The following is a 22,803-nucleotide window of genomic DNA, read 5'->3' on the forward strand; positions in this document are numbered from 1 at the left end:
ATCCATCTTGCCCTGTTCTCAGCGTCGGTGCTCGTATCCGATCCAGGCTCGCCGACGGTCGCCGAGTGGATCGCTCTCTACTCGGCAGGTGCGGTCGAAGATCATGGTTCTGCGCTGGGCGCTCGTGTACACGGGCCACTCGCGGCCCGGGTTACCGGTTCTCGCGAAGTTGATCCAATGTTCTTGCATCGCTGCGGTGACCGTGGCCAGGTGCCGGCGCCCACCGATCGCGGTCAGCGCACCGGTGAGGGCGTCCGATCGGCCGAAGACGGCAAAGAGTTCCGTCGCGTGGGTTGCGCCGAGTCCGACCAGGGTGAGTATGCGCGGCGCAAAATCGTAGCGGTAGCTGTACGTGGGTGCCACGTCGCAATGTCCTTGTGCGCACAGGACCATCGGTTCCCAGAATGTGATGTCGCCGCCGATGTCTGCGGCGGCGTAGCGGTGCGGATACGTCGGATAGGCGGCGAGCGCGCGGGCCTTCACGTCGGCCGAAACGTGCGAGAACATCTTCTCGATACGAGCGGGATCGGTGGGCAGAATGTTGAGGAATCGTGGAAAGATTCTGCCCTCGTGGAGATTTGATCCAAGCATCAGCGGAACGGGATGAGATTTTCCGGCGGCAAAGACGTCGAGCGGATGTTCGGGGAGGACGTCGTCACCCACAACAGGCGCGAAGGCACGGGTACCAGGTTCCTCGTCGGCGCCGCGACGCACGAGTTCGTCGCCGACCTCGACGAGCCGGCTAACCGGTACATTGCGTAGCCATGCCGCCGGTGTCTTGGTCGGGGCTCCGGCAATATCGAGGAACTCGCGAGCCCACCGGTGCGCGCGTTCCTTCCCGTATGCCGAAGCTGCCGGCGGGCTTTGAGCGATAGCGCGGGCAAACAACCCGCGCGTAGACGGTGTTGTCATCACAGTGGTGACGGCATTTGCGCCGGAGGATTCACCGAAGATCGTGACGTTGGCGGGATCGCCACCAAATGCTGCGGCGTTTCGCTGAACCCATTCGAGGGCCGCAATCTGGTCACGTAGCCCGATATTCGAATCGAATGAGTGCTCAGCAGTGGATAATTCACTGAAGTCGAGGTAACCGAGTGCGCCGAGGCGGTACTGGACGGAGACGTAGATGACGTCCCCACGTTCCACCAACGACGTTCCCCAGTACATCGGCGCCGACGGATTTCCGCCGTTGTACGCGCCGCCGTGAACGAACACCATCAAGGGACGTGGGGTTGCACGGGCGGACTCGGGCGCAAGAACATTCACGAACAGGCACGACTCGTTCAGGGTGTTTTTACGCTGTGGTGCAGGTGAACCGAACTCGGTGGCCCCGCGGGTTCCTGCCCACGGGGCAACTGGTTGCGGTGCGAGAAACCGCGCCGGCCCGATCGGCGGAGCAGCATAGGGTATGCCTCGCCAGGTGCGGAGCCGACCCGTTCGCGTCTCGAGGTAGCGGCCCCGGATTTTTCCCGAATCGAGTACCACATCAAGGTTGTCAGTCACGAAGAAACCTGATTCGGTGCGTAGTTGCGGTAGCCCGCATAGCCGGACCAGGCACGTCGCTGCTCGGCGCGCGGATCGGTGTCCACGCGAGAGATCGCGTCGAAGATCATCGTGTGACGCTGCGGGCTGTAACTCGGCCAGTCGCTTCGAGGTGCAGCATGCTGTGCGAAGTGCAGCCAATGTCCCTGCATCGCCTCGGTGACGGCGCGGAGGCCTTGCCTGCCACCAGGAACTGTGAGGCCACGGCCGACGGCGCTGTCACCGATACCGAATACCGCAAACATTTCGAAACCGTGAGTGGCGTCGAGACCGATCCATCGCATCAGTGGTGGCGCAAAGTCGAAGCGGTAGGCGTACGTGGGCGCGTACTGTGCGTGCGCCTGCGCCAACTCCACCGACGGATGCCAGAAAGTCACGTCGCCGCCGATGTCGATAGCAGTGTCAGTGCTCGGGTATCCCGGATATGTTGCAAGGATTCGGTTTCCGGCTGCGGAATCGGTGAGGGCGAACATCCGCTCGATTCGCGCCGGAGTGGTCGGGAGCCCGTCGAGGAACTTCGGGAAGAGTGTGCCCTCACGCTTGTTGGTGCCGATGATCAGCGGAACCCGATGTGCCAGGCCCCGACTGCACGCCTCCACCGGCGGGTGGGGAAGAAAATCTCCGTCGATACTGGGCCCGAACGGATGGAGTCCGGGTGTAGCAGCAAGAGCTTCGGCTCCCAGGCGGGCTCCGGCGCGGACCAATTCACGAGCCGACGTAAGACGCAGAGCCTGGTCCGGGGTGGCGTCGGACCCCAGAATGTCGATGAACCGTCGACCCCATTCGTGTGAGAGTGATTGATTGGCAACAAGATCCGGTGCCGGGCTCTCCGCGATGGCGGCCGCGAACAATCCCTTTGCCGCCGGTGTCGCCAGTAGGGTAGTGACGGCAGTGCCGCCTGCCGATTCGCCGAAGACCGTCACCCGATCGGGGTCGCCGCCGAACGCTGCAATGTTCCGCTGCACCCACTGCAATGCGGCCACTTGATCACGAAGCCCGAGGTTGGCGTCGAAATGATGCCGAGGAGTGGAGAATTCGGTGAAATCCAAGAAACCCAGAGCGCCGAGTCGGTAATTGATCGACACGTACACGATGTTGCCGCGGGTGACGAGCGAGCGCCCGGAATAGATGCCCGTCGCCGAGGTGCCAATGGTGTTGGCACCCCCGTGGATGAACACCATTACCGGAAGGGGATCATGACTGGGGTATTCGGGGGCAAGAACATTGAGTGTGAGGCAGTCTTCGCTGCTGGGCTGATACTTCCCGGGAGCGAGCGCCAGACCCTTCTTGTTCTGGACCGCCGCATCGCCGAATGTCGAGGCGTTCCGCTCGCCTCGCCAAGGCCGCACTGGTCGAGGCGCTTGCAGCCGCAAAGCTCCGACCGGGGGACGCGCGTAAGGAATGCCTCGCCACGCCCGGAGTTTGCCCACCCGCGTGCCGCGTAATGCTCCGTCGGCCGTGCGTACGAGTAGACCTGTTTTCATCGGTGCGTCTGCCGCCATGGTCGCGACTATACGTAACTTTTACCCCCGATTACCGCCGTGTCTCCAACAACCTGAGCCATACTTCGCTGACCGTCGGGTACGACGGCACCGCATGCCATAACGTGTCGAGCGGGACCGCACCGACGACGGCAATTGTTGCTGCGTGGAGCAATTCCGAGACATCCGGACCGACGAATGTCGCCCCGACGATTACGTCGGCACCACGGTCGATCACCAGTTTTGCGCGGCCTTCGTAATTGTCACGGAGCAGCGAGGATCCTGCGACGGCAATGTCGATCTCCACGACCTCGACGTCGATACCGTCTGCCCTGGCCTGCTTCTCGGTGCGCCCCACCCACGCTGCTTCGGGCGAGGTGAAAACCACCTGTGGAACACGCCCGTTGTCAGCGGAGGCGATGAACCGTGGGTCGACCAGCGCGCGTCCGGCTGCACGTGCGGCGATCACATCGCCGCACACCCGAGCCTGGTACTTGCCCATATGGGTCAGCGGTGACCGGCCGTTGATATCGCCGACGGCATAAAGCCATTCGCCCTGTGCACACAGGTGATCGTCCGTCGGAACGTACGCACCATCGGTCAAACCGACGGACGACAACCCCAACTGCGCCGACGTCGGCGCACGACCAGCGGCAACAATCAGTTCGTCCACCTCGATGACACCGGAAGAAGTGTCGATGGTGACTGGCCCACCGTGAATGTTCCCCTCACCTGTATCCCGGGCATCGGGTCGCGACACGGAATGGACGGTGGTACCGAAACGCACGTCGGCTCCCCGTGCGCTGAGATGACGCGCAACCAGGTCTCCGGCAAACGGTTCGGCAGATTTCAGCACTGCGTTGCCGCGTACCAGCAACGTCACCTCGGCGCCGAATGACAACAACCACGTCGCGCACTCCGATGCGACGACGCCGCCACCGATGACGGCAACACGCCGCGGAACTTCGTGGAGATTGGTGGCGTCGCGCGACGTCCAGGGGAGCGCAGCCCGCAGTCCTGGTGTGTCCGGGACCGACGCGGTAGTTCCGGTGGCAAGTACGACGGCCTGGCGGGCGAAGAGTTTGCGGGTGCCGTCGACAACAACGGTCCGCTCGCCGTCCAAAGCGCCGTGGCCCCGGATCACATCGATGCCGGTGGACTCTGCCCACTCGACCTGCGAGGAATCGTCGTGGTTGTGGGTGAAAGAGTCACGTCTGGCCAAGATTGCGTCGATGTCCGGCGGCCCGGCGGACACACCTGGCAACGCGCCCGCGTCGTCGAGAACCTGCCCTGGTCTCAGTAACGCCTTACTCGGCATACACGCCCAGTACGAGCATTCACCACCGACAAGTTCGTGCTCCACGATCGCAGCGGTACGGGTGCTTCCGGCTATTGCGTAGGCCGCGGCGTTTTCGCCCGCCGGTCCACCGCCGATGACTATGACATCGAATTCTTCGGTCATCGCTCTACGGTATGCCGAACGGGTGGTGATGTGCAGGGTAACCGGTTTGTCGACCGACGGGCCGGTGCAGTGACCCTGCGGTGGTTACAGTGGCAGCCATGACGCGGCAGAAGATTCTGATCACCGGCGCAAGTTCGGGTCTCGGCGAAGAAATGGCAAAAAGGTTCGCAGCGCAGGGACGCGATCTGGCTCTGTGCGCCAGGAGAACCGATCGGCTCGACGCCCTCCGGAAGCAACTGCTCGCCGAGCATCCGAGGATCACAGTTGCGGTGGCAGGGCTCGATGTCACAGAACATGATTCCGTTGTCCGAGTGTTCGGCGAACTTCGCGACCAACTCGGTGGGCTCGATCGGGTGATCGTCAATGCCGGTCTGGGTAAGGGCGCCAAGATCGGAACCGGTAAGGCACATGCGAATCTTGCGACAGCGCAGACGAACTTCGTGGGCGCACTGTCACAGTGCGAGGCCGCGCTCGAGATCTTCCGCACGCAGAACGCCGGGCACCTTGTACTGGTGTCCTCGATCAGTGCAGATCGTGGACTTCCCGGCACCAAAGCCGCATATTCAGCGAGCAAAGCCGGGGTAGCCGCGCTCGGTGAGGCTCTCAGTATCGAACTGGCGCGCACGCCGATTCGAGTGACCACCCTGCTGCCAGGTTTCATCAAGACGGACATGTCCGCGAGCGCCGGCGACGATTCTTCCTTGATGGCTGAGCTCGACGAGGGCGTCGATGCGATGGTTGCGGCCATCGAAAAAGAAGTGACACGAGCTGCGCTACCCGGACTGAAATGGCAGGGAATCGATGCCGCACTGCGGTTTCTGCCCAACTCCGTGACTGCGAGGTTCGTCTGATGAGTATCCACAAGTCGAACGGCAAGCCGCGCGTTGTCATTGTCGGCGGCGGATTCGGTGGCCTCTACGCAGCCAAGAAGTTGAAGAAAGCCGACGTCGAAGTAGTTCTGATCGATCGCGGAACCAGTCACGTGTTTCAGCCGTTGCTCTACCAGTGCGCAACCGGGCTCCTGTCCGAAGGCCAGATCGCCAGCCCACTTCGGCACCTTCTGGAAGACCAGAAGAATACGAATGTAGTTCTGGGCGAAGCAAAATCCCTCGATGCCGAAGCCCGGCTGCTGACTGCAAGCAGGTTCGACGGGTCGACGTTCGACCTGCCGTACGACTATCTGATCGTGGCGGCCGGTATGCGGCAGTCGTACCACGGTCAGGACGAGTTCATCAAATGGGCGCCCGGAATGAAAACGCTCGACGACGCGCTGGCCATCCGCCGCAGTCTCATTGCCGCGTTCGAGATGGCCGAATCTCTCCCCACTGCCGAGGAACGGCGCCCGTGGTTGACGTTCGCCGTTGCCGGCGGTGGACCGACCGGGGTCGAGATCGCCGGGCAGATACGCGAATTGGCGATGCACGCGCTTACCAACGAATTCAGGTCCATCGACCCGGACGAGGCGCGAGTGCTCCTCTTCCACGGTGACGATCGAGTGTTGCCGTCGTTCAATAAATCGCTGTCCGCAGCTGCCGCGCGAACGCTCGCGAAGATCGGCGTCGAAACGCATCTTGGCGTACATGTCACCGACGTCAGTGAAACCGAGATCGAGACCACCGACAAGAAGACAAAAGCGAAGCAGCGCTACGAGACCCGCACCATTCTGTGGACCGCGGGTGTCGAAGCAGTACCGTTTGTCGAAGCGCTCGCCACTGCACTCGGCGTCAAGCAGGTCGGCGGCGGCCGCATCGACGTCGAAGCCGACCTGACCGTGCCGGGGCACCCGAACGTCTGGGTTGTCGGCGACATCATGTCCCGGGACAAGTTGCCCGGTGTCGCCGAAGTAGCCATGCAGGGTGGACGCTACGCCGGAAGTCAGATCGCTGCCCGCGTCGAAAACGGTCGACCGAACGGAAAGCCCTTCAAGTACCGCGATCTCGGTACGGCTGCCTACATTTCGCGTCGCCACGCACTCCTGCAGGCCGGACCGATCCGGATGTCGGGCTTTATCGGCTGGGTGTCGTGGGGAGTCATTCACATCGCGTTCCTCGCGGGGTTCCGCAACCGCGTCAGCACGGCACTGAACTGGGGCGTCACCCTTGCGTCGAAAACTCGCCGGGAACGCGCAATCACCTTCGGCGACCCGGAAACCGCACGGCAACCGTACAACTGAGCGAACTTTTCGCAGGATCCGACTACTCCGTGGTGAAGACGGGATTCCCGAATTCGTCGATCATGAACCACAGACTGCCGACCGCCTGCCCCAACATGTCGCCGGGCACTTCATCGTCCAAGTATCGGTAGACCGGCTTGCCGTTGACCGTCACCTGGAACGAACCGTCAGGTCCCGGTACGGTACCGATCGCCGCGTCGATCCCCTCTGTCACCGGAGAATCGGTGACAGACGTGACGGCAGGCCAGTGCCGGAGGCAACCCTCGTCGCACGAATCCCCGGTCGGGTGCTCCTCGTCCGGGTCGTAGATGTAGACGGTCATACCTTCGCCGTCGACGGCAATTGTTCCCAGTGGAGAGTCGGCAGTCTTCAGGAGCACTGCGCCGGCTGCGGCCGGCGGCGACAACGACGTCGGCCTCTCGGTGACGTTGTCCGCATCGGTGCCGGAGTCGGTGGCGTCGTACGAACAGCCGGACGCGGCAAGTGCGGCACTGGCCACAATCGCGAACAACCACTGTCTGCGCATGATCACTCCATTCGAGGGTGGGCGCTACTGGCAGTGGGGGATACCCGCGAAGGGGCCCCGGGAAACGTAGGTCTTCCCGCATACTGTCTCCGGATGTTCGACGTTGGTCGCGGCATTCCTGGGGACGCCAGTTACAGTTGCACTGCAACAACTTTCGGTATGCAGCGCCGGCGCGGTCGAATGGTGATCAGGCGCGTGGCTGTGGCGCAGTGTAGGTAATGCAGTCCGGCGGGACGGATGGCAGGCCTTCGGAGGACCTGAGCTTCTCGGCAATCGAGGAGAGCAGGCTTTGCGACTCGGGGGACAGATCTACGGCTTTACGTGTGAGGGAACGTAATTCGTTGTCGTAGAACTCTTCGGCAACCGAACGGTCCTCATCGGGGATCAGTTCCGGATCATGGCGAGGTGCAGGTGCAAAGAAGTACTCGGCATCGACTCCGAAGAAGTCGGCGAGTGCCAGCACTACCTGCTCCGACGGGTTGGTTCGAACGCCACTGCGCAGCTGCGAGAGATACGGGGTGGATATCCGACAGCCACGTTGGGAAAGTGCGTCTACAACTTGTGCATTGGTCAATCGGGGAGGTGTTACGGGGTACAGGGCGTTCAATCGATCTCGGAACGAATCTGCCACGGTTCCTCCCATTTTCACGGTTCCTCACTTCGCTTGTGACGTGTGCGCCACAAATGTGCTGCATATTTCTGCGGTTGCATAGTTATGCAAAGCAGTTTTCACATAGTAGACGACTCAAAATTGGATGTTTAGAAATGAGAGTGCTTTTACCTGGGGATATTTGGGTTTTCGGGCTCTGAAAGCGTTTGCGGTCAGTGTGATTTGCGACGCGAACTGACCGTTCGTTATCAGAATATTAAATCAGTACCTTCCGGGCGGTTTTTACTGATTTGCGCTGTTATGCAGCCCATTTGGCTAAGTTACCGGCCAGTCTCTTGTGTGAGCATACCTTTCGGCTCAGCCAAGGCCTCGACTGGCGAGTTCGCTCGGAGGGAAATGAGCGCTACCAGGCGTGAGCGGAGATACCGAATTTTTCGAGCGTGTTGCAGGCCAGCGTGCGCAGCGCCTGATTGTCGGCCGATTCGAAGCTCACCAGCGACAAGGTGTAGGTGGCGTTGTTGCGACTGAGGTATCCGGAGACTCGAGTTGACGTGTCGTCCAGTTGAGCGGCGCTCGCACCAGGATGCACCGCGCGGAGGGCAAGCCCCGTAGTCCGGTGCCCCTCGAACTGATCGATGTCGACCATACCGATATTGGAGCACAAGGCATCTCGCTGCCCCGGTCCGTCGGCAAGCCGATGCGCCAGGCGGTCCGGGATGACCTGCAGGAGTTCGGCCGGGAAGCCGGCCGGGCTCGACATCGGAGGAGCCTCGAACGCGTCACGGCACAATGTGCGAATCTGCGCGAGAGTGGTGGAGGGGGTCAGCGGGATCGCGACCATCGCGACCGAATTGTCGACGGAGCGCTCTCCCCGGTCGGTGGTGCGCACGTTCATCGGAACGCTGAGCGTGACTGCGGCGGTTTTGTTCTCGGCCCGCGCGAGCTCGCCGACACATGCCAGGAACAAGCTGTTGGCAGTGCCGCCGGAAGACGCTGCGACGTCATCCCACTGCGCTCGGTCGATTTCCAAGACCGCGCTGGTTACCGCGTGTCGCTGCAAGCGCCCAGTGGCGGTGGCCGGTGTGGTGAAGCCGCGGAGTTCGGCCCTGCGCGCCGGACTGACGATCAATCCGCCGACCGCACGGGTGGTTGCGCGCAGAACCCGGCCAACAGTCGAGCGCGCGTCGGTGACATCCGAGTGACCGGTGTGATCGCCCGGTGGGGGTGGTTTTTGCTGCATCGCGTCGCGCAAGGCGCCGATCAAACCGCGGGCGTCGGCAAGGACATGGGAACACGTCACGGAGACGACGGTTCCGCCGCCTGAATCGTAGGTCGCGGCGATACGCCACCCGGGACCTCGTTCGGGGTCGACCGAGACGAGGGCCGCAGCGTCGGCCCACTCGATCACCGAATCGGCGGCGATGGGCTCGGAACGAAAACTGAGAGGGTAATGACGCGGGTCGGCGATGAATTCGGGCCGGGCTCCCGGAATTCGCGGCCTGCGCACGCGTCGACCGAGCGGTCCGGACGCCACCCGTACACACAACTGCTCGAGCTCACTCGGATCGACGATGCTGTCGGTGCGCCACACCCCCTGCATCACGATCGGCAGGCCGAGACCTCGGTGGGTCCACAGAAACATCTCGTCGACGACACTCAAGCGAACTCCCACCCCAGCAGTGTAGGCGTGGCACGTAGAGGACCTGCGGTTTCTGGCGACGTACCCGCGAATCGGCGCATACTGGTTGTTACGGAAGCGTGGTACGAAGGGCAGGGCTGACATGGTCAGTGTCGAGAAGTGGGCTATGTGGGATTCCGCTATCGAAGTGGATGTCACGGAGGGTGCTGCGCTGCCCACAGCACACGCGCTGATCGCTGCCGCCATCGAGGACACCGAAGCGCTGTGCGATCTCGGGCGCGGCGACGCCGAAATTCATGCCGTCAATCTGGCCCAGGGGACGCCGGTGAAAGTGACCAGGCGAATGTCGTCGCTGTTGCGTTCGGCGTTGTGGGCGGCCCGTATGACGGCGGGTGAGGTGAACCCCCTCGCCGACAACTTCTCGGAGGACGACTCGATTCCGCCGGTCCACCCGACCCCCACTTTCGAGGACGTGCAACTCGACGGCGACGTCGTGTACGCGCCGTGGGGAGCTTCGTTCGACATCACGGGAGTGGCGAAGGCGGACACCGTCGATCGAGCCGCGCAAACTGTTGCGGCGGAGCTGCAATGTGGTGTTGCGGTGCGGATCGGCGACGTACTTGCCACTGCGGGGCACGCTCCGGCCGGTGGTTGGCAGATTCCCGTTCCGGGCGGCGAAGACGTCGAACTGGCCAACGGGACGGCGATTGCCACTGCGCACGCCGCCGAACCGCCTTCATGGCAACCACACCAGGATCGTCCGTCAACCGAATGGGTGCAGGTGTCGGTGATTGCCGACGACGCGGTGTGGGCGTACGCCGCCAGCCGTGCGGCGCTCGTGCGGGGGATAAGCGCGATCAAATGGGTTGAGCAGCAAGAACTTCGAGCTCGATTGGTGGATCGGTCCGGGCGTGTGTACGCCACCGAGAATTGGTTCGGGCCGGACGCAGCCTGAGCGTTCGAGCCAGTCGCTCAGGCCCGGCCGCGTTGAGTGCGGTACCAGTTCACCAGGGCGTCGGTCGAGGAATCGCCGAGATCGCGCGGAGCCTCGGCTGATGAGAGTGCAGGCCCCAGTTCCAAAGCTTGGGTCTTGCCGAGTTCGACACCCCACTGGTCGAACGGATTGAGCCCCCACACAGCACCTTCGACAAAAACCTGATGCTCGTAGAGCGCGATCAACTGCCCGACCACCGACGGTGTGAGCTCCTTGGCCAGGATGGTGGTGGTGGGACGGTTACCCGGCATCACCTTGTGCGGCACCAACTCCGGGGGTGTTCCCTCGGCCGCGATTTCCTCCGCGCTCTTGCCGAAGGCCAACACCTTGGTCTGCGCAAAGAAGTTACTCATCAGGAGGTCATGCATCGAACCTGTGCCGTCGGCAGTGGGAAGATCGTCGGTGGACTCGGCAAAACCGATGAAATCGGCAGGCACCAACCAGGTGCCCTGATGGAGTAGTTGGTAGAAGGCGTGCTGGCCGTTTGTTCCTGGTTCGCCCCAGAAGATCTCGCCCGTCGAGGTGGTCACCGGGGTGCCGTCGGAGCGGACGGATTTGCCGTTCGACTCCATGGTCAGCTGCTGTAGGTAGGCCGGAAAGCGCAACAGGTCATTGGAATACGGCAACACGGCGCGGGACTGTGCACCGAAGAAGTTGGAGTACCAGAGTCCGATCAAGCCGAGAATCGCCGGCGCATTCTCCTCTAGCGGTCGGGTACGGAAATGCGTGTCGATCTGGTGGAAGCCGTCGAGGAACTCGGCAAAGCGAACGGGGCCGACCGCACACATGACGGAGAGGCCGATGGCGGAGTCGACCGAGTAACGGCCACCTACCCAATCCCAGAATCCGAACATGTTCACGGTGTCGATCCCGAACGCGGAGACTCGCTCGGCGTCGGTGGACACCGCGACAAAATGCTTGGCGACAGCGGCGACATCGTCGCTACCCAGACCGGCGAACAGCCAGCGTTTTGCCGCCGTTGCATTGGTCAGGGTCTCGAGTGTGGAGAACGTTTTCGATGCCACGATGAACAAAGTGGTCTCGGCATCCAGATCGGCAAGCTGCCCCACCAGATCCACGGGATCGATGTTGGAGACAAATCGGAGGCTGATGCCGGCGTCGGCGTAATGTCGCAGCGCTCGGTACACCATGACCGGCCCGAGATCCGATCCACCGATACCGATGTTGACGATGGTGCGGATGCGCTTCCCCGTGAATCCGGTCCACTCACCGCTGCGAACACGATCGGCAAAGGCGCCCATCGACGTCAGAACCTCGTGAACGTCGGCAACGACGTCCTGGCCGTCGACGGTGAGGGATGCGTCGGCAGGGAGGCGCAGTGCGGTGTGCAGCACCGCCCGATCCTCGGAGGTGTTGATGTGATCACCCGCGAACATGGCGTCGCGTCGCTCCTCGACACCGGCTTCTCGAGCCAGCGCGATCAGCAGGTCGAGAGTCTCACGACTGACGCGGTGCTTGCTGTAGTCGATGTGGAGATCACCGGCATCCACCGTCAACTCGGTTCCGCGAGCCGGATCCTCGTCGAAGAGTTCCCGAAGGTGAACGGCGTGGAAATCGGCGTGATGAGCGCGCAGTTTCTGCCAGGCTGATGTTCCGGTGATGTCAATGCTCACAGTCATCGACTTTAACGGCCCGGTCTGGAAACTTCTGGATGAGTCTCGGTGGCACCCTGGCCTGCTCCGATCAGCCGGTCTGCGAGCAGGACGATGCGAGCTGCGGGGCTTAGTGTCCCAGGCGTCCGCGGCCGAGACGAAGGAGCAACATCGCGAGCGTGTGACCTTCCTGGCCCAACTCGTTGAAACGCTCGAGCACCTTCATCTCACGACTGTGAACCAGGCGCGGTCCCCCTGAAGCCATCCGGGTCCGGCCGATGATCTGTGAGACCTCGGAGCGGCGCTTGATTGCTGCCAGGATCTCGGCGTCGAGACGATCGATTTCCTTACGGAGTTCATTGATCTCGGCTTCGCTGCGCGGAACGTCGACGTCGGTCGGAGTGGAGTTTCCCTCGGGTGCCGTTGCCTGCGTGCTCATATATATTCGTCTCCTCTTTCTACTGCGTGGATCGTGTTCTCAGCTCGGGTCGTTACCGATCCAGCGCCCTGACGAAAAATGCCCCGGATCCGAGTCGGACCAGAGGCAGGTGAGCTGTTCGAAGACTTCACGAGCACCGCGGTCCGGCGCTCGTAAAGTAGTGCCACCGCGCACCGACACTGCGGCAAACGCAGGTGGTCGGGGTGTTGCACAGGCTCAACATAGCGTCCAGTTTGCCATGTTCGGCACCCCAGTTCCAAGTACCACCACTGCGCGACGCACGCACTCACACTCTTGTCGGTGGACGCCGGTAGCGTGGACAGACGATGAACATGTATCCAGCAGTCGGTGAGCAGGGCAGTCGTGGCGGGCGGGGCAGTCTCGAGGGGCAGGGCGGTCTCGAGGGGCAGGGCGGTCTTTACGCGCAAGGTGGCCTCTTCGAGGACGATCACGATGCGCCCCAGCACGGTCATTCTGCCCAGCACGGTCACTCTGCCCAGCGCGGTCACTCTGCCCAGCACGGGCATTCTGCCCAGCCGGGTGGCCGGGGTTCCGACGAGCTTCTCGAGGGTCTCAACCCGCAGCAGCGCGAAGCCGTGGTCCATGCCGGTTCACCGCTGCTGATCGTGGCCGGCGCCGGCTCGGGCAAAACTGCGGTGCTGACGCGTCGCATCGCATATCTGTTGGCAGAGCGTGGTGCCACTCCGGGGCAGATCCTTGCCATCACGTTCACGAACAAGGCGGCAGCCGAGATGCGTGAGCGCGTCGCGGCATTGGTCGGGCCGCGGGCCAACAGCATGTGGGTGTCGACGTTCCACTCGAGTTGTGTGCGCATTCTGCGCGCTCAGGCGGCGTTGCTTCCGGGTCTGAACTCCAACTTCTCCATCTACGACTCGGATGATTCGCGCCGGCTCCTGACGATGATTTCCAAGGATCTCGAGCTCGACACCAAGCGTTTCACAGCGAGATTGCTTGCGACGCACATCTCGAACCTCAAGAACGAGTTGATCGACCCCGAGGAAGCCGTCGCGGCAGCGGACAAGGATCCCGCAGAACTGCCCCGCCTGGTTGCGAAGGTGTACGGGATCTATCAGCAGCGCCTGCGCTCGGCCAACGCGCTCGATTTCGACGATCTCATCGGCGAGACTGTGGCGCTGCTCCAGAACTTCCCGCAGATCACGGAGTACTACCGTCGACGCTTCCGTCACGTCCTCGTCGACGAGTACCAGGACACCAACCATGCGCAGTACATGCTGGTGCGTGAATTGGTCGGCGGCGCAGGCGAATCCGACCACGCGGTGGCACCGGCAGAACTGTGCGTGGTGGGCGACGCCGATCAGTCCATCTACGCGTTTCGCGGTGCCACCATCCGCAACATCGTGGAGTTCGAGCGAGACTACCCGGACGCCCGCACCATCCTGCTCGAGCAGAACTACCGTTCGACGCAGAACATCCTCTCGGCTGCCAACGCCGTCATCTCCAAGAACACGGGCCGACGCGAGAAGCGGTTGTGGACCGATTCCGGTGAAGGCGAACTGATCGTCGGATACGTTGCGGACAACGAGCACGACGAAGCATCCTTTGTCGCCTCCGAGATCGACCGGCTGGTCGAGAACGGTGACGCAAAATTCTCGGACGTCGCAGTGTTCTACCGCACCAACAACTCGTCGCGTGCGCTCGAGGAAATCTTCATCCGCCTCGGTGTGCCGTACAAGATCGTGGGCGGCGTCAGATTCTACGAGCGCAAGGAAGTTCGCGACATCGTCGCTTACCTGCGGGTGCTCGCAAATGAGGACGACACGGTGAGCTTGCGTCGAATCCTCAACACACCGCGCCGCGGGATCGGCGACCGCGCAGAGGCTTGCGTCGCAGTGCATTCGGAGCATCGAAACATCAGCTTTGCTGCCGCGTTGCGGGATGCGGCGGAAGGCAAGGTCGCACTGCTCAATACGCGTTCGCAGAAGGCGATCGTTGCCTTCCTCGACATGATGGACGGCCTGCGCACTTTGTTGCCAGCCGAATCTGCCGACGGCAGTGAGTCTTCCGAGCTCGGTGACATCGGTGAAGTGGCCGAGGCCGTGCTCGAACGCAGCGGCTACCGCGGCGAGCTTGCTGCCAGCAGCGATCCTCAGGACGGTGCCAGGCTTGACAATCTCAACGAACTTGTCAGTGTGGCAAGAGAATTCAGTTCTGATGCGCGAAATGCTGCCGGACTGATCGACCCGGACGACGAAGAAACCGCAGCGATGCGCGAAGGTGAACCCGATCCAGGTTCGCTGGCAGCCTTCCTCGAACGTGTGTCGTTGGTGGCCGACGCGGATCAGCTCCCCGACTCCGACGAAGGTGTTGTCACCATGATGACACTGCACACCGCCAAGGGCCTCGAATTCCCCGTCGTCTTCGTAACCGGTTGGGAAGACGGTCAATTCCCGCACATGCGGGCCCTCGGCGATCCGGCAGAGCTCTCCGAGGAACGACGCCTCGCCTACGTCGGGATCACCCGCGCCCGGCAACGGTTGTATCTGACGCGCGCCATCATGCGCTCCGCATGGGGCCAACCGATTCAGAACCCCGCATCACGGTTCATCAGCGAGATTCCCGAGGATCTGATCAACTGGCGCCGCGAAGACCCGGGCACAGGCGGCGGGTTCGGAAGCGGTCGACCCGGCTACGGGGGCGGTCAGGGCTATGGCGGTGGCTACGGCAATCAGGGTGGCCAAGGTGGCCGTGGCTACGGCAACACCTCTCGAAACGACTCTCCTGCACCCAGTTTCGGTGCTGCGCGAGGGCGGAACAACAACCTGGTTCTTGCGGTCGGCGATCGGGTCAGCCACGACAAGTACGGACTGGGTACAGTCCTCGAGACCAAGGGCACCGGTCCGACGGCAACAGTCACCATCGACTTCGGCAGCGCAGGCAAGGTACGTCTGATGCTCATCGGCGGTGTCCCGATGGTGAAACTGTAGGGGCAAGAAGCTCCGGAAAGACTTTCGGCCCGCACCAGAGAAAAAGGTGCGGGCCGAAAGTTTCGGTTGTGGTGAGCGTTGTAGTGAGCTCAGTCCTGCTCGATGCCCAGGCTGATACCGCGTGAGGCGAGCCAGGGGAGGGGATCGATCTTGTTCTCGCCGGCGAGATGAACCTCGAAGTGCAGGTGCGGGCCGGTGGAGAAGCCGCGGTTGCCGACGGTGGCGATCTGATCGCCGGCCATGACCTGCTGGCCGACGGTGACTACCGAGGTGTCGATGTGGCCGTACACGGTGATGGTGCCGTCGGCGTGCTGCAGACGAACCCACATGCCGAAACCGGAAGCCGGGCCGGAGTCGATGACGGTGCCGTCGGCGACCGCGACGATGGGCGTTCCGATGGGGGCGGCGATATCGACACCGGCGTGCAGGGTGCCCCAGCGGCTACCGAAGTTCGATGTGAAAGTTCCGACAGCGGGGAGGACGAACAGGGGGCGCCGGGCAGCGGCTTCGCGGGCTGCGCGCTCTTCGCTGAAACGCTGTCCCTTGGCGAGGAGGTTACTGAACTGCGACAGATCGGTCGGGGCGGCGACGTTGAGCACCTGGGGTGCGTCGGCTGCGGTGGTGGACGACGCTGCGGCGGTGGGCGCGAACTGGGCTGCCTGCGGCTGTGCGGTGGTTCCGATGGTGGAGGACTGGTCGGCAAGTGCGACGTCCGAGTGCCCGACTGCATTGCCCGAGCCGTTGTCGACTACTGCCTGTCCCGCTGCGACTACCGCGCCGGCTGCGACTGCAAGAACTGCGGCGCGGCCTTTGAGCGCTGAGGGCGGGGTAGGGATGCGGTGAGCGCCGGTGCGACGAACCGGGGAGGAGACATCTGCAGATGTCGGTGGCGTGAAGGTCGAGATGCTGTTCACGTCGGACTCGACGGTCTCGAAGTCTGCCGGGTAGGCATCTATCGAGTCGGAATCTGACGACGTGGGGGATGAGGAGCGAGTGAACATAAGGGAAGAAATCTCAGAACTTTTGGTCTCGGTGTAACGCCGGGCCGAGTGCGTTGGATAAGGGGGCGTGACCTCGTCCGGTTCCGATTCTGTGAACCTGCTGGCGGTGAACTGGCTGTGTCGCATATGCCTGTTCGCTCCTTGGGGTTCGTGATCAGCCTGTGACTTAGCTGGAGTAACGGTAACGAAATGGTTGCGACACGTGCAACCTATACGGCAAACGAGCCCTGGTTTGTGACGTGGCTCACATCTTGACCAGGGAATATGCCGCTTCGGACAAATCGGACCAAGTATCTCGATTGATGTCGGGGTGTGTCACAACCAGATCACCGACCTGCGCAGGCACTACCGTCGATCAGGTGTCGTCAACACCCCGAAGCTCGTCGGTCCATGCGCCCGGCGATGTTCGCACCGATCGTCCATTCCCGCCGCCGCTCGCTCTGGCCCTAGTTCTGGGACTGCTCGGCGCGGTCGCGGTGTCGGCTGCGCCGGTTGTCGGAGTGGGGAGTGGACCCGGCGCGTCCGGTTCGATCGTGACCGCCTCGATATTCGCCGCGCTGTGCGCGCTGTTGATCCCGGCTGGAGCGATTGTGGTGGCGCGTCGCCACCCCGCCCTCTCTGGCGCGCTCTTGGCCGGTGCCGGCGCGTTGTCCTTCGGGGTCGCGATCCTCGATCTGCAGTTGTTCGTCGACGCGATCGACGCAAACCGCTTGGAACTTTTCCGTCCGATTTCCGCTGGAGTGATCACCGCCGGTGTCGGGTCGTACGTTGCGCTCCTCGGGCACGCTCTGTTGGTTGTTGCCGGAATTCTGGGACTCGTGGTGATTCTTCGTGAGTCCGAGCGTGACGGATACGGCAGCGCGCATGCCGCCGAGTACGAGGGCAGATCCGTAGGCGGACGCATCGGTACCTGGCCGACATCCGTATTGATTCTTGCTGCAGGTACTTACGTGCTGTCGCTCTTCGCGCCCGCCTTCGACTCGCAGGATCCGATCTTTCTCGCCCGCTCCCTGGTGGACAGTCCCGCTGCCAGTGCCGTCGGAACCGCGTTGGTCGCCGTGGCCGTCTTGATTGTCACGGCGTCGGCCCTGACGTCGATTTCGCCGTGGGTGGGCGGCGGCGGCGTTGTCGGCGCCGGCGTCGGCGCGCTGGGAGTCAGTGGCACTCGGGTTGTTGCCGCTCTGGCGTCCGGTGACCGGATCGGTGTCGGCGTGGGATCGATCGTGGGTGCCATCGCGGCGGTGGTCATCGTGGGAGTGGGCGCGGTGATACCGATTCTGTCGGTGCGGCGTGAGGCTGCAGCGGCAGAAGAAGTAGAAGCGGCGCCGGTGAGATCTGGGAATCAGGCGCACACCGGCGGCTCCAAGAAAGCCCGCCGAGCCGCGATGATCGAGCAAGCCCGCGAAGCGCAGGCTCACGTCACGAAGGTGCACCGCATCGCCGGGGCACTCGGAATTGGCGCCGCCGTGTTGGCCGCACTTGGCGCGTCGTTGCCCATTCTGTCCTTGCCGGGAGGGCTCGCCGAACCGTCGATCCTCGCGACCCGCATCGTCTTCGTTGCGGCGATCGTTCTCCTCGTCGCGTCGCTGGGGCTGTGGATTCCCGGCCGCGCCGTTGCCATTCGTCCGGCCGTGGGAACGCTGTGGACCACCGTCGTCATGGGAATTGCAGCTGTCGTGCAACCAGCTGTCATCGCAACAGACGTTTCGGGTGTCGACCTTGGGGCCGGGGTGTACGTGATGGGCGTCGCCTCCGCGCTCGCGGCCGCGGCCGGCCTGGCGTTGTGGTTCGCCGGAACAGCGGAACGCGAGGAAATCGACACATCCGTGGAGGTCGAGGCGAACTCCGTGGTCCGTGTCCTCGCCGGACTCGGCGGCGTACTTGCACTCGTCGGCACCGCTCTGCCGCTCTATCGCGGCGCAACTCACACCGCGGCGTCGATCACGCAATGGCCATGGGGAAGCGACGCGTGGGGGATCGATACCTGGGGTCAACTCCTCGTCGGAGTGTCGGTCCTGCTCGCGGCCGTCGTCGCGACCCGTTCCCGGCCACCGCGTGCCGTTGCGCTCCTCGTCGGATCGGCGGTCTCGGTGTCGGTCTATCTCGTCGCGGGACCACTGACGTCTTCACGCATACCGGACGCAACAGTGGGGGCGGGTGCGATCGCAGCGGCGACGGGCCTACTCTTGCTAGTCGTTGCTGCTTTCTTCAGTGCGCGAACAACGCTGTCGATGCATGCCGAGCGGCGGTGAGACCCGCGCTTGACAAATGGTGTGAAGCTGCGTCGCCGATCGGTGACGCCTGCCGCACCTGGCGATGTCGCGTGACATGGGCCACATAGCATGTATGCGGGCGCAAACCGAACGCAGCAACTGGTTAAAGTCCAGAACAGACCCGCTCCTACCCCTCGAGCGGGTGTCAACGCAGACGAGACGGTGAGCAGATGGATCTCTTCGAATACCAGGCGAAGGAACTCTTCGCCAAGCACGGAGTGCCGACTTCGGCTGGGCGTGTTACGGACACGGTCGCAGGAGCACGTGAGATTGCCGAAGAAATCGGCAAGCCCGTAATGATCAAGGCGCAGGTCAAGGTCGGTGGCCGCGGCAAGGCCGGTGGCGTGAAGTACTCGCCCGACGTGGATGCCGCAGTGGCAAACGCAGAGGCAATCCTGGGCCTGGACATCAAGGGCCATGTCGTCAAGAAGCTGCTGGTCGCAGAGGCAAGTGACATTGCCGAGGAGTACTACATCTCCTTCCTGCTCGACCGCACCAACCGCACCTACCTGGCCATGTGCTCGGTAGAGGGTGGCGTCGAGATCGAGGTCACCGCCGAGGAGAACCCCGACGCTCTCGCGAAGATCCCCGTCGACGCAGTCAAGGGCGTCGACCTCGCGTTCGCGCGCAGCATCGCCGAGGCAGGAAAGCTGCCCGCAGAGGTGCTCGACGCAGCGGCCGTCACGATCCAGAAGCTGTGGGAGGTCTTCATCAACGAGGATGCAATCCTCGTCGAGGTCAACCCCCTCGTTCGCACGCCCGACGATCAGATCCTCGCCCTCGACGGCAAGGTCACCCTCGACGAGAACGCAGCGTTCCGTCAGCCCGGACACGAGGCATTCGAGGATCGCGACGCAACCGATCCCCTCGAGCTCAAGGCCAAGGAAAACGACCTCAACTACGTCAAGCTCGACGGTGAGGTCGGAATCATCGGCAACGGCGCAGGCCTTGTCATGTCCACGCTGGACGTCGTCGCATACGCAGGCGAGAACCACGGTGGCGTCAAGCCCGCCAACTTCCTCGATATCGGCGGCGGAGCTTCCGCTGCAGTCATGGCTGCCGGCCTGGATGTCATCCTGAACGACGCACAGGTCAAGAGCGTGTTCGTCAACGTCTTCGGCGGCATCACCGCTTGTGACGCAGTTGCCAACGGCATCGTCGGCGCACTGAAGACCCTGGGCGACGAGGCCAACAAGCCGCTCGTCGTTCGCCTGGACGGAAACAACGTCGAAGAGGGTCGTCGTATCCTCGCCGAGGCCAACCACCCGCTGGTCACGGTCGTCGCAACCATGGACGAGGCCGCCGACAAGGCCGCCGAACTCGCTCACGCAGCGAAGTAAGGGACTCACAGAACAATGGCAATCTTCCTCACCAAGGATTCAAAGGTCATCGTCCAGGGCATCACCGGCGGCGAGGGCACCAAGCACACCGCTCTGATGCTCAAAGCCGGCACCCAGGTCGTCGGCGGCGTCAACGCCCGCAAGGCCGGCACCACGGTCTCGCACGTTGCTGCTGACGGTTCCGCTGTCGAGCTCCCCGTCTTCGCGACGGTCGAAGAAGCAATGAAGGAGACCGGCGCAGACGTTTCCATCGCGTTTGTTCCCCCGGCATTCTCGAAGGACGCAATCGTCGAGGCCATCGACGCGGAGATCCCGCTCCTCGTGGTCATCACCGAGGGCATCCCGGTCCAGGACTCCGCTTACGCTTGGGCGTACAACGAGTCCAAGGGCAAGAAGACGCGCATCATCGGACCGAACTGCCCCGGCATCATCACCCCGGGTGAAGCTCTCGTCGGCATCACGCCCGCCAACATTGCAGGCACCGGCCCCATCGGCCTGGTCTCCAAGTCGGGCACCCTGACCTACCAGATGATGTACGAACTCCGTGACTTCGGCTTCTCCACCGCCATCGGCATCGGCGGCGACCCGGTCATCGGCACGACGCACATCGATGCCATCGAGGCATTCGAGAACGATCCCGAGACCAAGGTTATCGTGATGATCGGTGAAATCGGTGGCGACGCGGAAGAGCGCGCAGCCGATTACATCAAGGCTCACGTCACCAAGCCGGTTGTCGGCTATGTGGCAGGCTTCACCGCTCCCGAAGGCAAGACCATGGGCCACGCCGGCGCCATCGTCTCCGGTTCCTCGGGAACGGCTCAGGCCAAGCAGGAAGCACTCGAAGCTGCAGGCGTGAAGGTCGGCAAGACGCCGTCCGCCACCGCCGCTCTCGCACGCGAGATCCTTCAGAGCCTCTGAGTTCCAGAGCCTCTGAGTTCGTTTCGCGGAGCGTAGTGCTTCGTGTTGTCTGAACTACAGCCTCTCTGAACTACAGCTTGACTGAACTACAGCGCCCGCAATCAGGTTTTCCTGGTTGCGGGCGTTGTTCGTCACTGTGACATGTTTGTCGCCGGGCGTCTCAGACGTCGACCCACGTATCGCCTGCGGTTTCGAGTTGGCCGGCGCCGGAGGTGATCGACGCCACCGTCGACGCAAGGTGTTCGGGGTCGTGAGTGGCAAGTGTCAGAACAGCTTTCGATCCGTAATCGGTACCCAGGACCACAATTCCACGTGCACGCAGTTCGGCCTCGACGCGTCCTGCCTCCCCATGCCGAATTGCCAAGGTGTGCAATGTCCGTCGCTCGCGACCCACTAGTGTGGCGGAATCCACTGCGACTGACACCGCACCGGAATACGCGCGCACCAAACCGCCTGCGCCCAGCTTGATGCCACCGAAATAGCGTGTCACGACGACAATCACGTCCACGAGATCACGCGCCTTGAGTACCTGCAACATCGGAATCCCGGCAGTGCCGCCCGGTTCACCGTCGTCATCGGCGCGTTCGGACCGTGATGATGCGTCGTAACCCACCACGAATGCCGAACAATGATGGCGCGCATCCGGATACAGTGATTTCTGTTCGGCCAGGAACCGTTTTGCGCCCTCTGTGTCGTCGATTCTGCGGAGGGAGGCGATGAACCGCGAGTGCTTCACTTCCGTCTCGACAGTGTGATCCGCGCCGGGAGCAAGAGTGAAGGGCATCTGCCCATTGTCTCCTGTCGGTGTTGGCGTGAGAAGACAAGGCACATAGGCTGGAATCGACAACCGTCCGTCCACGAGGGGAAGCCATGACGTTCACACCGCAAGGGTCAAATTTCGGAGGATCCTCGTACGGATCGCCGACGCCCCCGAACGCAGGCGGTGGGGCCAAGATCGGTTTCTTCTTGACCATCGCGGTAGCCGCTTTGGGAATCGTCAACTTTCTGCTGGGGTTCGCTCCCTTCACCTCGATCACGAGTTCCGGTGTCGGTTCCGACGTGAGCACCACGTCCAGCTTCTTCGAAACCAGTGTCTACGGACTCGGATTCCTTTTTGCCGGCGGTGTTCTGGCTGCGGTGTCACTGCTGCCGCAGCAACGCTACGCAGGGATATTTGCCGCGTTGTCCCTGGTCGGATATGTCTCGTTGGTGTTCACCGCTTTCAGCCTCGGTTCGACGGATTACCTCGACATCGGCTTCGGGTGGGGATTGATAGTCGTCCTCGTCCTCGGTTTTGTGCAGACCGTCGTCGCAGTGGCTGCGCTCCTCTTCGACATCGGAATCCTGAAGGCACCCGCGCCCCGGCCGGCAGCTCCCCAGGGCTTCGGGCAGGGCTACCAGCAGTACGGCCAGCCGCCGCAGCAGCAGCAGATGTACCAGCAAGGACAGCCGGGGCAGCCGCAGCCGGGTCAGGCGCAGCAGTACGGGGCTCAGAGCCAGCCGTACGGACAGCAGTACGGTCAGGCGCCGCAGCCGGGTTCGCAGCAGCAGGGATACGCGGGCGGCTACGGCGCGACACCCGCGGAAACGACGGACACGTCAGCCCAGCAAGCCCAGCACTACGGCGGGTACACGCAGCCCGCACCGCAGTACCCCTCCGGGCAGCACCAGGCGGCGCCGTACCCGTCTGCCCAATCCGCTCCTGCCCAGCCCACCGGCTTCGAAGCTCCCGCAGCCCCCGAAACCGGCGAGAGCACAGACCCCGCGGCCGAGACTCGAGCTTTCGATTCTCGGAACCCCGACGAGCGCCAGCAGTAAGGGGTTAT

At 62.9% G+C, this 22,803-nt stretch carries 18 protein-coding genes; 8 read left to right on the plus strand and 10 right to left on the minus strand.

Annotation, left to right across the window (positions count from 1 at the left end; genetic code table 11):
- Positions 1-18: 18 nt before the first annotated feature.
- From V2B23_RS10975 to V2B23_RS10985, 3 genes are read right to left on the minus strand one after another with little or no spacing between them, the layout of a single operon-like run.
- On the minus strand, positions 19-1,503 hold the full coding sequence (locus V2B23_RS10975; RefSeq protein WP_430950376.1) for a carboxylesterase/lipase family protein: 1,485 nt from the start codon (positions 1,501-1,503) through the stop codon (positions 19-21).
- Positions 1,500-3,044, minus strand: coding sequence for a carboxylesterase/lipase family protein (locus V2B23_RS10980; protein WP_430950377.1), 1,545 nt, complete (start codon positions 3,042-3,044; stop codon positions 1,500-1,502). Before V2B23_RS10980 ends, V2B23_RS10975 begins: the two co-directional genes overlap by 4 nt.
- Before the next feature lie 31 nt (positions 3,045-3,075).
- Positions 3,076-4,485, minus strand: a complete 1,410-nt coding sequence (locus V2B23_RS10985) for a dihydrolipoyl dehydrogenase family protein (RefSeq protein ID WP_430950378.1) — start codon at positions 4,483-4,485, stop codon at positions 3,076-3,078.
- Positions 4,486-4,583: 98 nt separating this feature from the next.
- Between V2B23_RS10985 and V2B23_RS10990 the strand changes: the two genes are divergently transcribed.
- On the plus strand, positions 4,584-5,336 hold the full coding sequence (locus V2B23_RS10990) for an SDR family oxidoreductase (protein WP_430950379.1): 753 nt from the start codon (positions 4,584-4,586) through the stop codon (positions 5,334-5,336).
- A complete protein-coding gene (locus V2B23_RS10995; RefSeq protein WP_430950380.1) occupies positions 5,336-6,658 on the plus strand; it encodes an NAD(P)/FAD-dependent oxidoreductase in 1,323 nt (440 codons plus the stop codon). Before V2B23_RS10990 ends, V2B23_RS10995 begins: the two co-directional genes overlap by 1 nt.
- Positions 6,659-6,680: 22 nt before the next feature.
- Here the strand turns inward: V2B23_RS10995 and V2B23_RS11000 are convergent, their stop codons facing one another.
- The 3 genes from V2B23_RS11000 to V2B23_RS11010 all read right to left on the minus strand — a co-directional run bounded on the left by V2B23_RS11000 (position 6,681) and on the right by V2B23_RS11010 (position 9,466).
- Positions 6,681-7,184 (minus strand): COG4315 family predicted lipoprotein, encoded by a 504-nt coding sequence (locus V2B23_RS11000; RefSeq protein ID WP_430950381.1) that lies wholly within the window; start codon positions 7,182-7,184, stop codon positions 6,681-6,683.
- A 187-nt stretch (positions 7,185-7,371) separates the two neighbouring features.
- A complete protein-coding gene (locus V2B23_RS11005) occupies positions 7,372-7,815 on the minus strand; it encodes a helix-turn-helix domain-containing protein (RefSeq protein WP_430950692.1) in 444 nt (147 codons plus the stop codon).
- 382 nt (positions 7,816-8,197) lie between these two features.
- The gene (locus tag V2B23_RS11010) at positions 8,198-9,466 is read right to left on the minus strand and encodes a hypothetical protein (RefSeq protein WP_430950382.1); all 1,269 of its coding nucleotides are present in this window, start codon (positions 9,464-9,466) and stop codon (positions 8,198-8,200) included.
- A gap of 109 nt (positions 9,467-9,575) precedes the next feature.
- Here V2B23_RS11010 and V2B23_RS11015 point away from each other — a divergent pair, with 109 nt between their 5' ends.
- A complete protein-coding gene (locus V2B23_RS11015) occupies positions 9,576-10,388 on the plus strand; it encodes an FAD:protein FMN transferase (RefSeq protein WP_430950383.1) in 813 nt (270 codons plus the stop codon).
- Between the two features lie 17 nt (positions 10,389-10,405).
- Here the strand turns inward: V2B23_RS11015 and pgi are convergent, their stop codons facing one another.
- A complete protein-coding gene (gene pgi / locus V2B23_RS11020) occupies positions 10,406-12,061 on the minus strand; it encodes a glucose-6-phosphate isomerase (RefSeq protein ID WP_430950384.1) in 1,656 nt (551 codons plus the stop codon).
- 109 nt (positions 12,062-12,170) lie between these two features.
- Complete coding sequence (locus tag V2B23_RS11025) at positions 12,171-12,479, minus strand: chorismate mutase (protein WP_033234204.1); 309 nt, start codon at positions 12,477-12,479, stop codon at positions 12,171-12,173.
- A 326-nt stretch (positions 12,480-12,805) separates the two neighbouring features.
- Here V2B23_RS11025 and pcrA point away from each other — a divergent pair, with 326 nt between their 5' ends.
- Positions 12,806-15,445, plus strand: a complete 2,640-nt coding sequence (pcrA, locus tag V2B23_RS11030; RefSeq protein WP_430950385.1) for a DNA helicase PcrA — start codon at positions 12,806-12,808, stop codon at positions 15,443-15,445.
- Positions 15,446-15,534: 89 nt separating this feature from the next.
- Here pcrA and V2B23_RS11035 read toward each other — a convergent pair whose 3' ends face one another.
- Positions 15,535-16,572 (minus strand): M23 family metallopeptidase, encoded by a 1,038-nt coding sequence (locus tag V2B23_RS11035; protein WP_430950386.1) that lies wholly within the window; start codon positions 16,570-16,572, stop codon positions 15,535-15,537.
- A 233-nt stretch (positions 16,573-16,805) separates the two neighbouring features.
- Between V2B23_RS11035 and V2B23_RS11040 the strand changes: the two genes are divergently transcribed.
- The 3 genes from V2B23_RS11040 to sucD all read left to right on the plus strand — a co-directional run bounded on the left by V2B23_RS11040 (position 16,806) and on the right by sucD (position 20,977).
- On the plus strand, positions 16,806-18,698 hold the full coding sequence (locus V2B23_RS11040) for a hypothetical protein (RefSeq protein ID WP_430950387.1): 1,893 nt from the start codon (positions 16,806-16,808) through the stop codon (positions 18,696-18,698).
- A gap of 191 nt (positions 18,699-18,889) precedes the next feature.
- Positions 18,890-20,059, plus strand: coding sequence for an ADP-forming succinate--CoA ligase subunit beta (gene sucC, locus V2B23_RS11045; protein WP_430950388.1), 1,170 nt, complete (start codon positions 18,890-18,892; stop codon positions 20,057-20,059).
- Positions 20,060-20,074: 15 nt separating this feature from the next.
- On the plus strand, positions 20,075-20,977 hold the full coding sequence (sucD, locus tag V2B23_RS11050; RefSeq protein WP_430950389.1) for a succinate--CoA ligase subunit alpha: 903 nt from the start codon (positions 20,075-20,077) through the stop codon (positions 20,975-20,977).
- Positions 20,978-21,137: 160 nt separating this feature from the next.
- On the opposite strand, the gene V2B23_RS11055 is transcribed toward sucD, so the two are convergent.
- Positions 21,138-21,761, minus strand: a complete 624-nt coding sequence (locus tag V2B23_RS11055; RefSeq protein WP_430950390.1) for an IMPACT family protein — start codon at positions 21,759-21,761, stop codon at positions 21,138-21,140.
- Positions 21,762-21,847: 86 nt separating this feature from the next.
- Here V2B23_RS11055 and V2B23_RS11060 point away from each other — a divergent pair, with 86 nt between their 5' ends.
- On the plus strand, positions 21,848-22,795 hold the full coding sequence (locus V2B23_RS11060) for a DUF5336 domain-containing protein (RefSeq protein WP_430950391.1): 948 nt from the start codon (positions 21,848-21,850) through the stop codon (positions 22,793-22,795).
- The last annotated feature ends 8 nt before the right edge of the window (positions 22,796-22,803 follow it).

The organism is Rhodococcus sp. 24CO, assembly GCF_050586165.1.
Taxonomy (GTDB): Bacteria; Actinomycetota; Actinomycetes; order Mycobacteriales; family Mycobacteriaceae; genus Rhodococcus_F.

Excerpts from the sequence above, each read along its gene's own strand:
- V2B23_RS10980 (WP_430950377.1), bottom strand. The coding sequence starts at position 3,044 with ATGGCGGCAGACGCACCGATGAAAACAGGTCTACTCGTACGCACGGCC.
- V2B23_RS10985 (WP_430950378.1), bottom strand. The coding sequence starts at position 4,485 with ATGACCGAAGAATTCGATGTCATAGTCATCGGCGGTGGACCGGCGGGC.
- V2B23_RS10990 (WP_430950379.1), top strand. The coding sequence starts at position 4,584 with ATGACGCGGCAGAAGATTCTGATCACCGGCGCAAGTTCGGGTCTCGGC.
- V2B23_RS10995 (WP_430950380.1), top strand. The coding sequence starts at position 5,336 with ATGAGTATCCACAAGTCGAACGGCAAGCCGCGCGTTGTCATTGTCGGC.
- V2B23_RS11000 (WP_430950381.1), bottom strand. The coding sequence starts at position 7,184 with ATGCGCAGACAGTGGTTGTTCGCGATTGTGGCCAGTGCCGCACTTGCC.
- V2B23_RS11015 (WP_430950383.1), top strand. The coding sequence starts at position 9,576 with ATGGTCAGTGTCGAGAAGTGGGCTATGTGGGATTCCGCTATCGAAGTG.
- V2B23_RS11025 (WP_033234204.1), bottom strand. The coding sequence starts at position 12,479 with ATGAGCACGCAGGCAACGGCACCCGAGGGAAACTCCACTCCGACCGAC.
- pcrA (WP_430950385.1), top strand. The coding sequence starts at position 12,806 with ATGAACATGTATCCAGCAGTCGGTGAGCAGGGCAGTCGTGGCGGGCGG.
- V2B23_RS11035 (WP_430950386.1), bottom strand. The coding sequence starts at position 16,572 with ATGCGACACAGCCAGTTCACCGCCAGCAGGTTCACAGAATCGGAACCG.
- sucC (WP_430950388.1), top strand. The coding sequence starts at position 18,890 with ATGGATCTCTTCGAATACCAGGCGAAGGAACTCTTCGCCAAGCACGGA.
- sucD (WP_430950389.1), top strand. The coding sequence starts at position 20,075 with ATGGCAATCTTCCTCACCAAGGATTCAAAGGTCATCGTCCAGGGCATC.
- V2B23_RS11055 (WP_430950390.1), bottom strand. The coding sequence starts at position 21,761 with ATGCCCTTCACTCTTGCTCCCGGCGCGGATCACACTGTCGAGACGGAA.
- V2B23_RS11060 (WP_430950391.1), top strand. The coding sequence starts at position 21,848 with ATGACGTTCACACCGCAAGGGTCAAATTTCGGAGGATCCTCGTACGGA.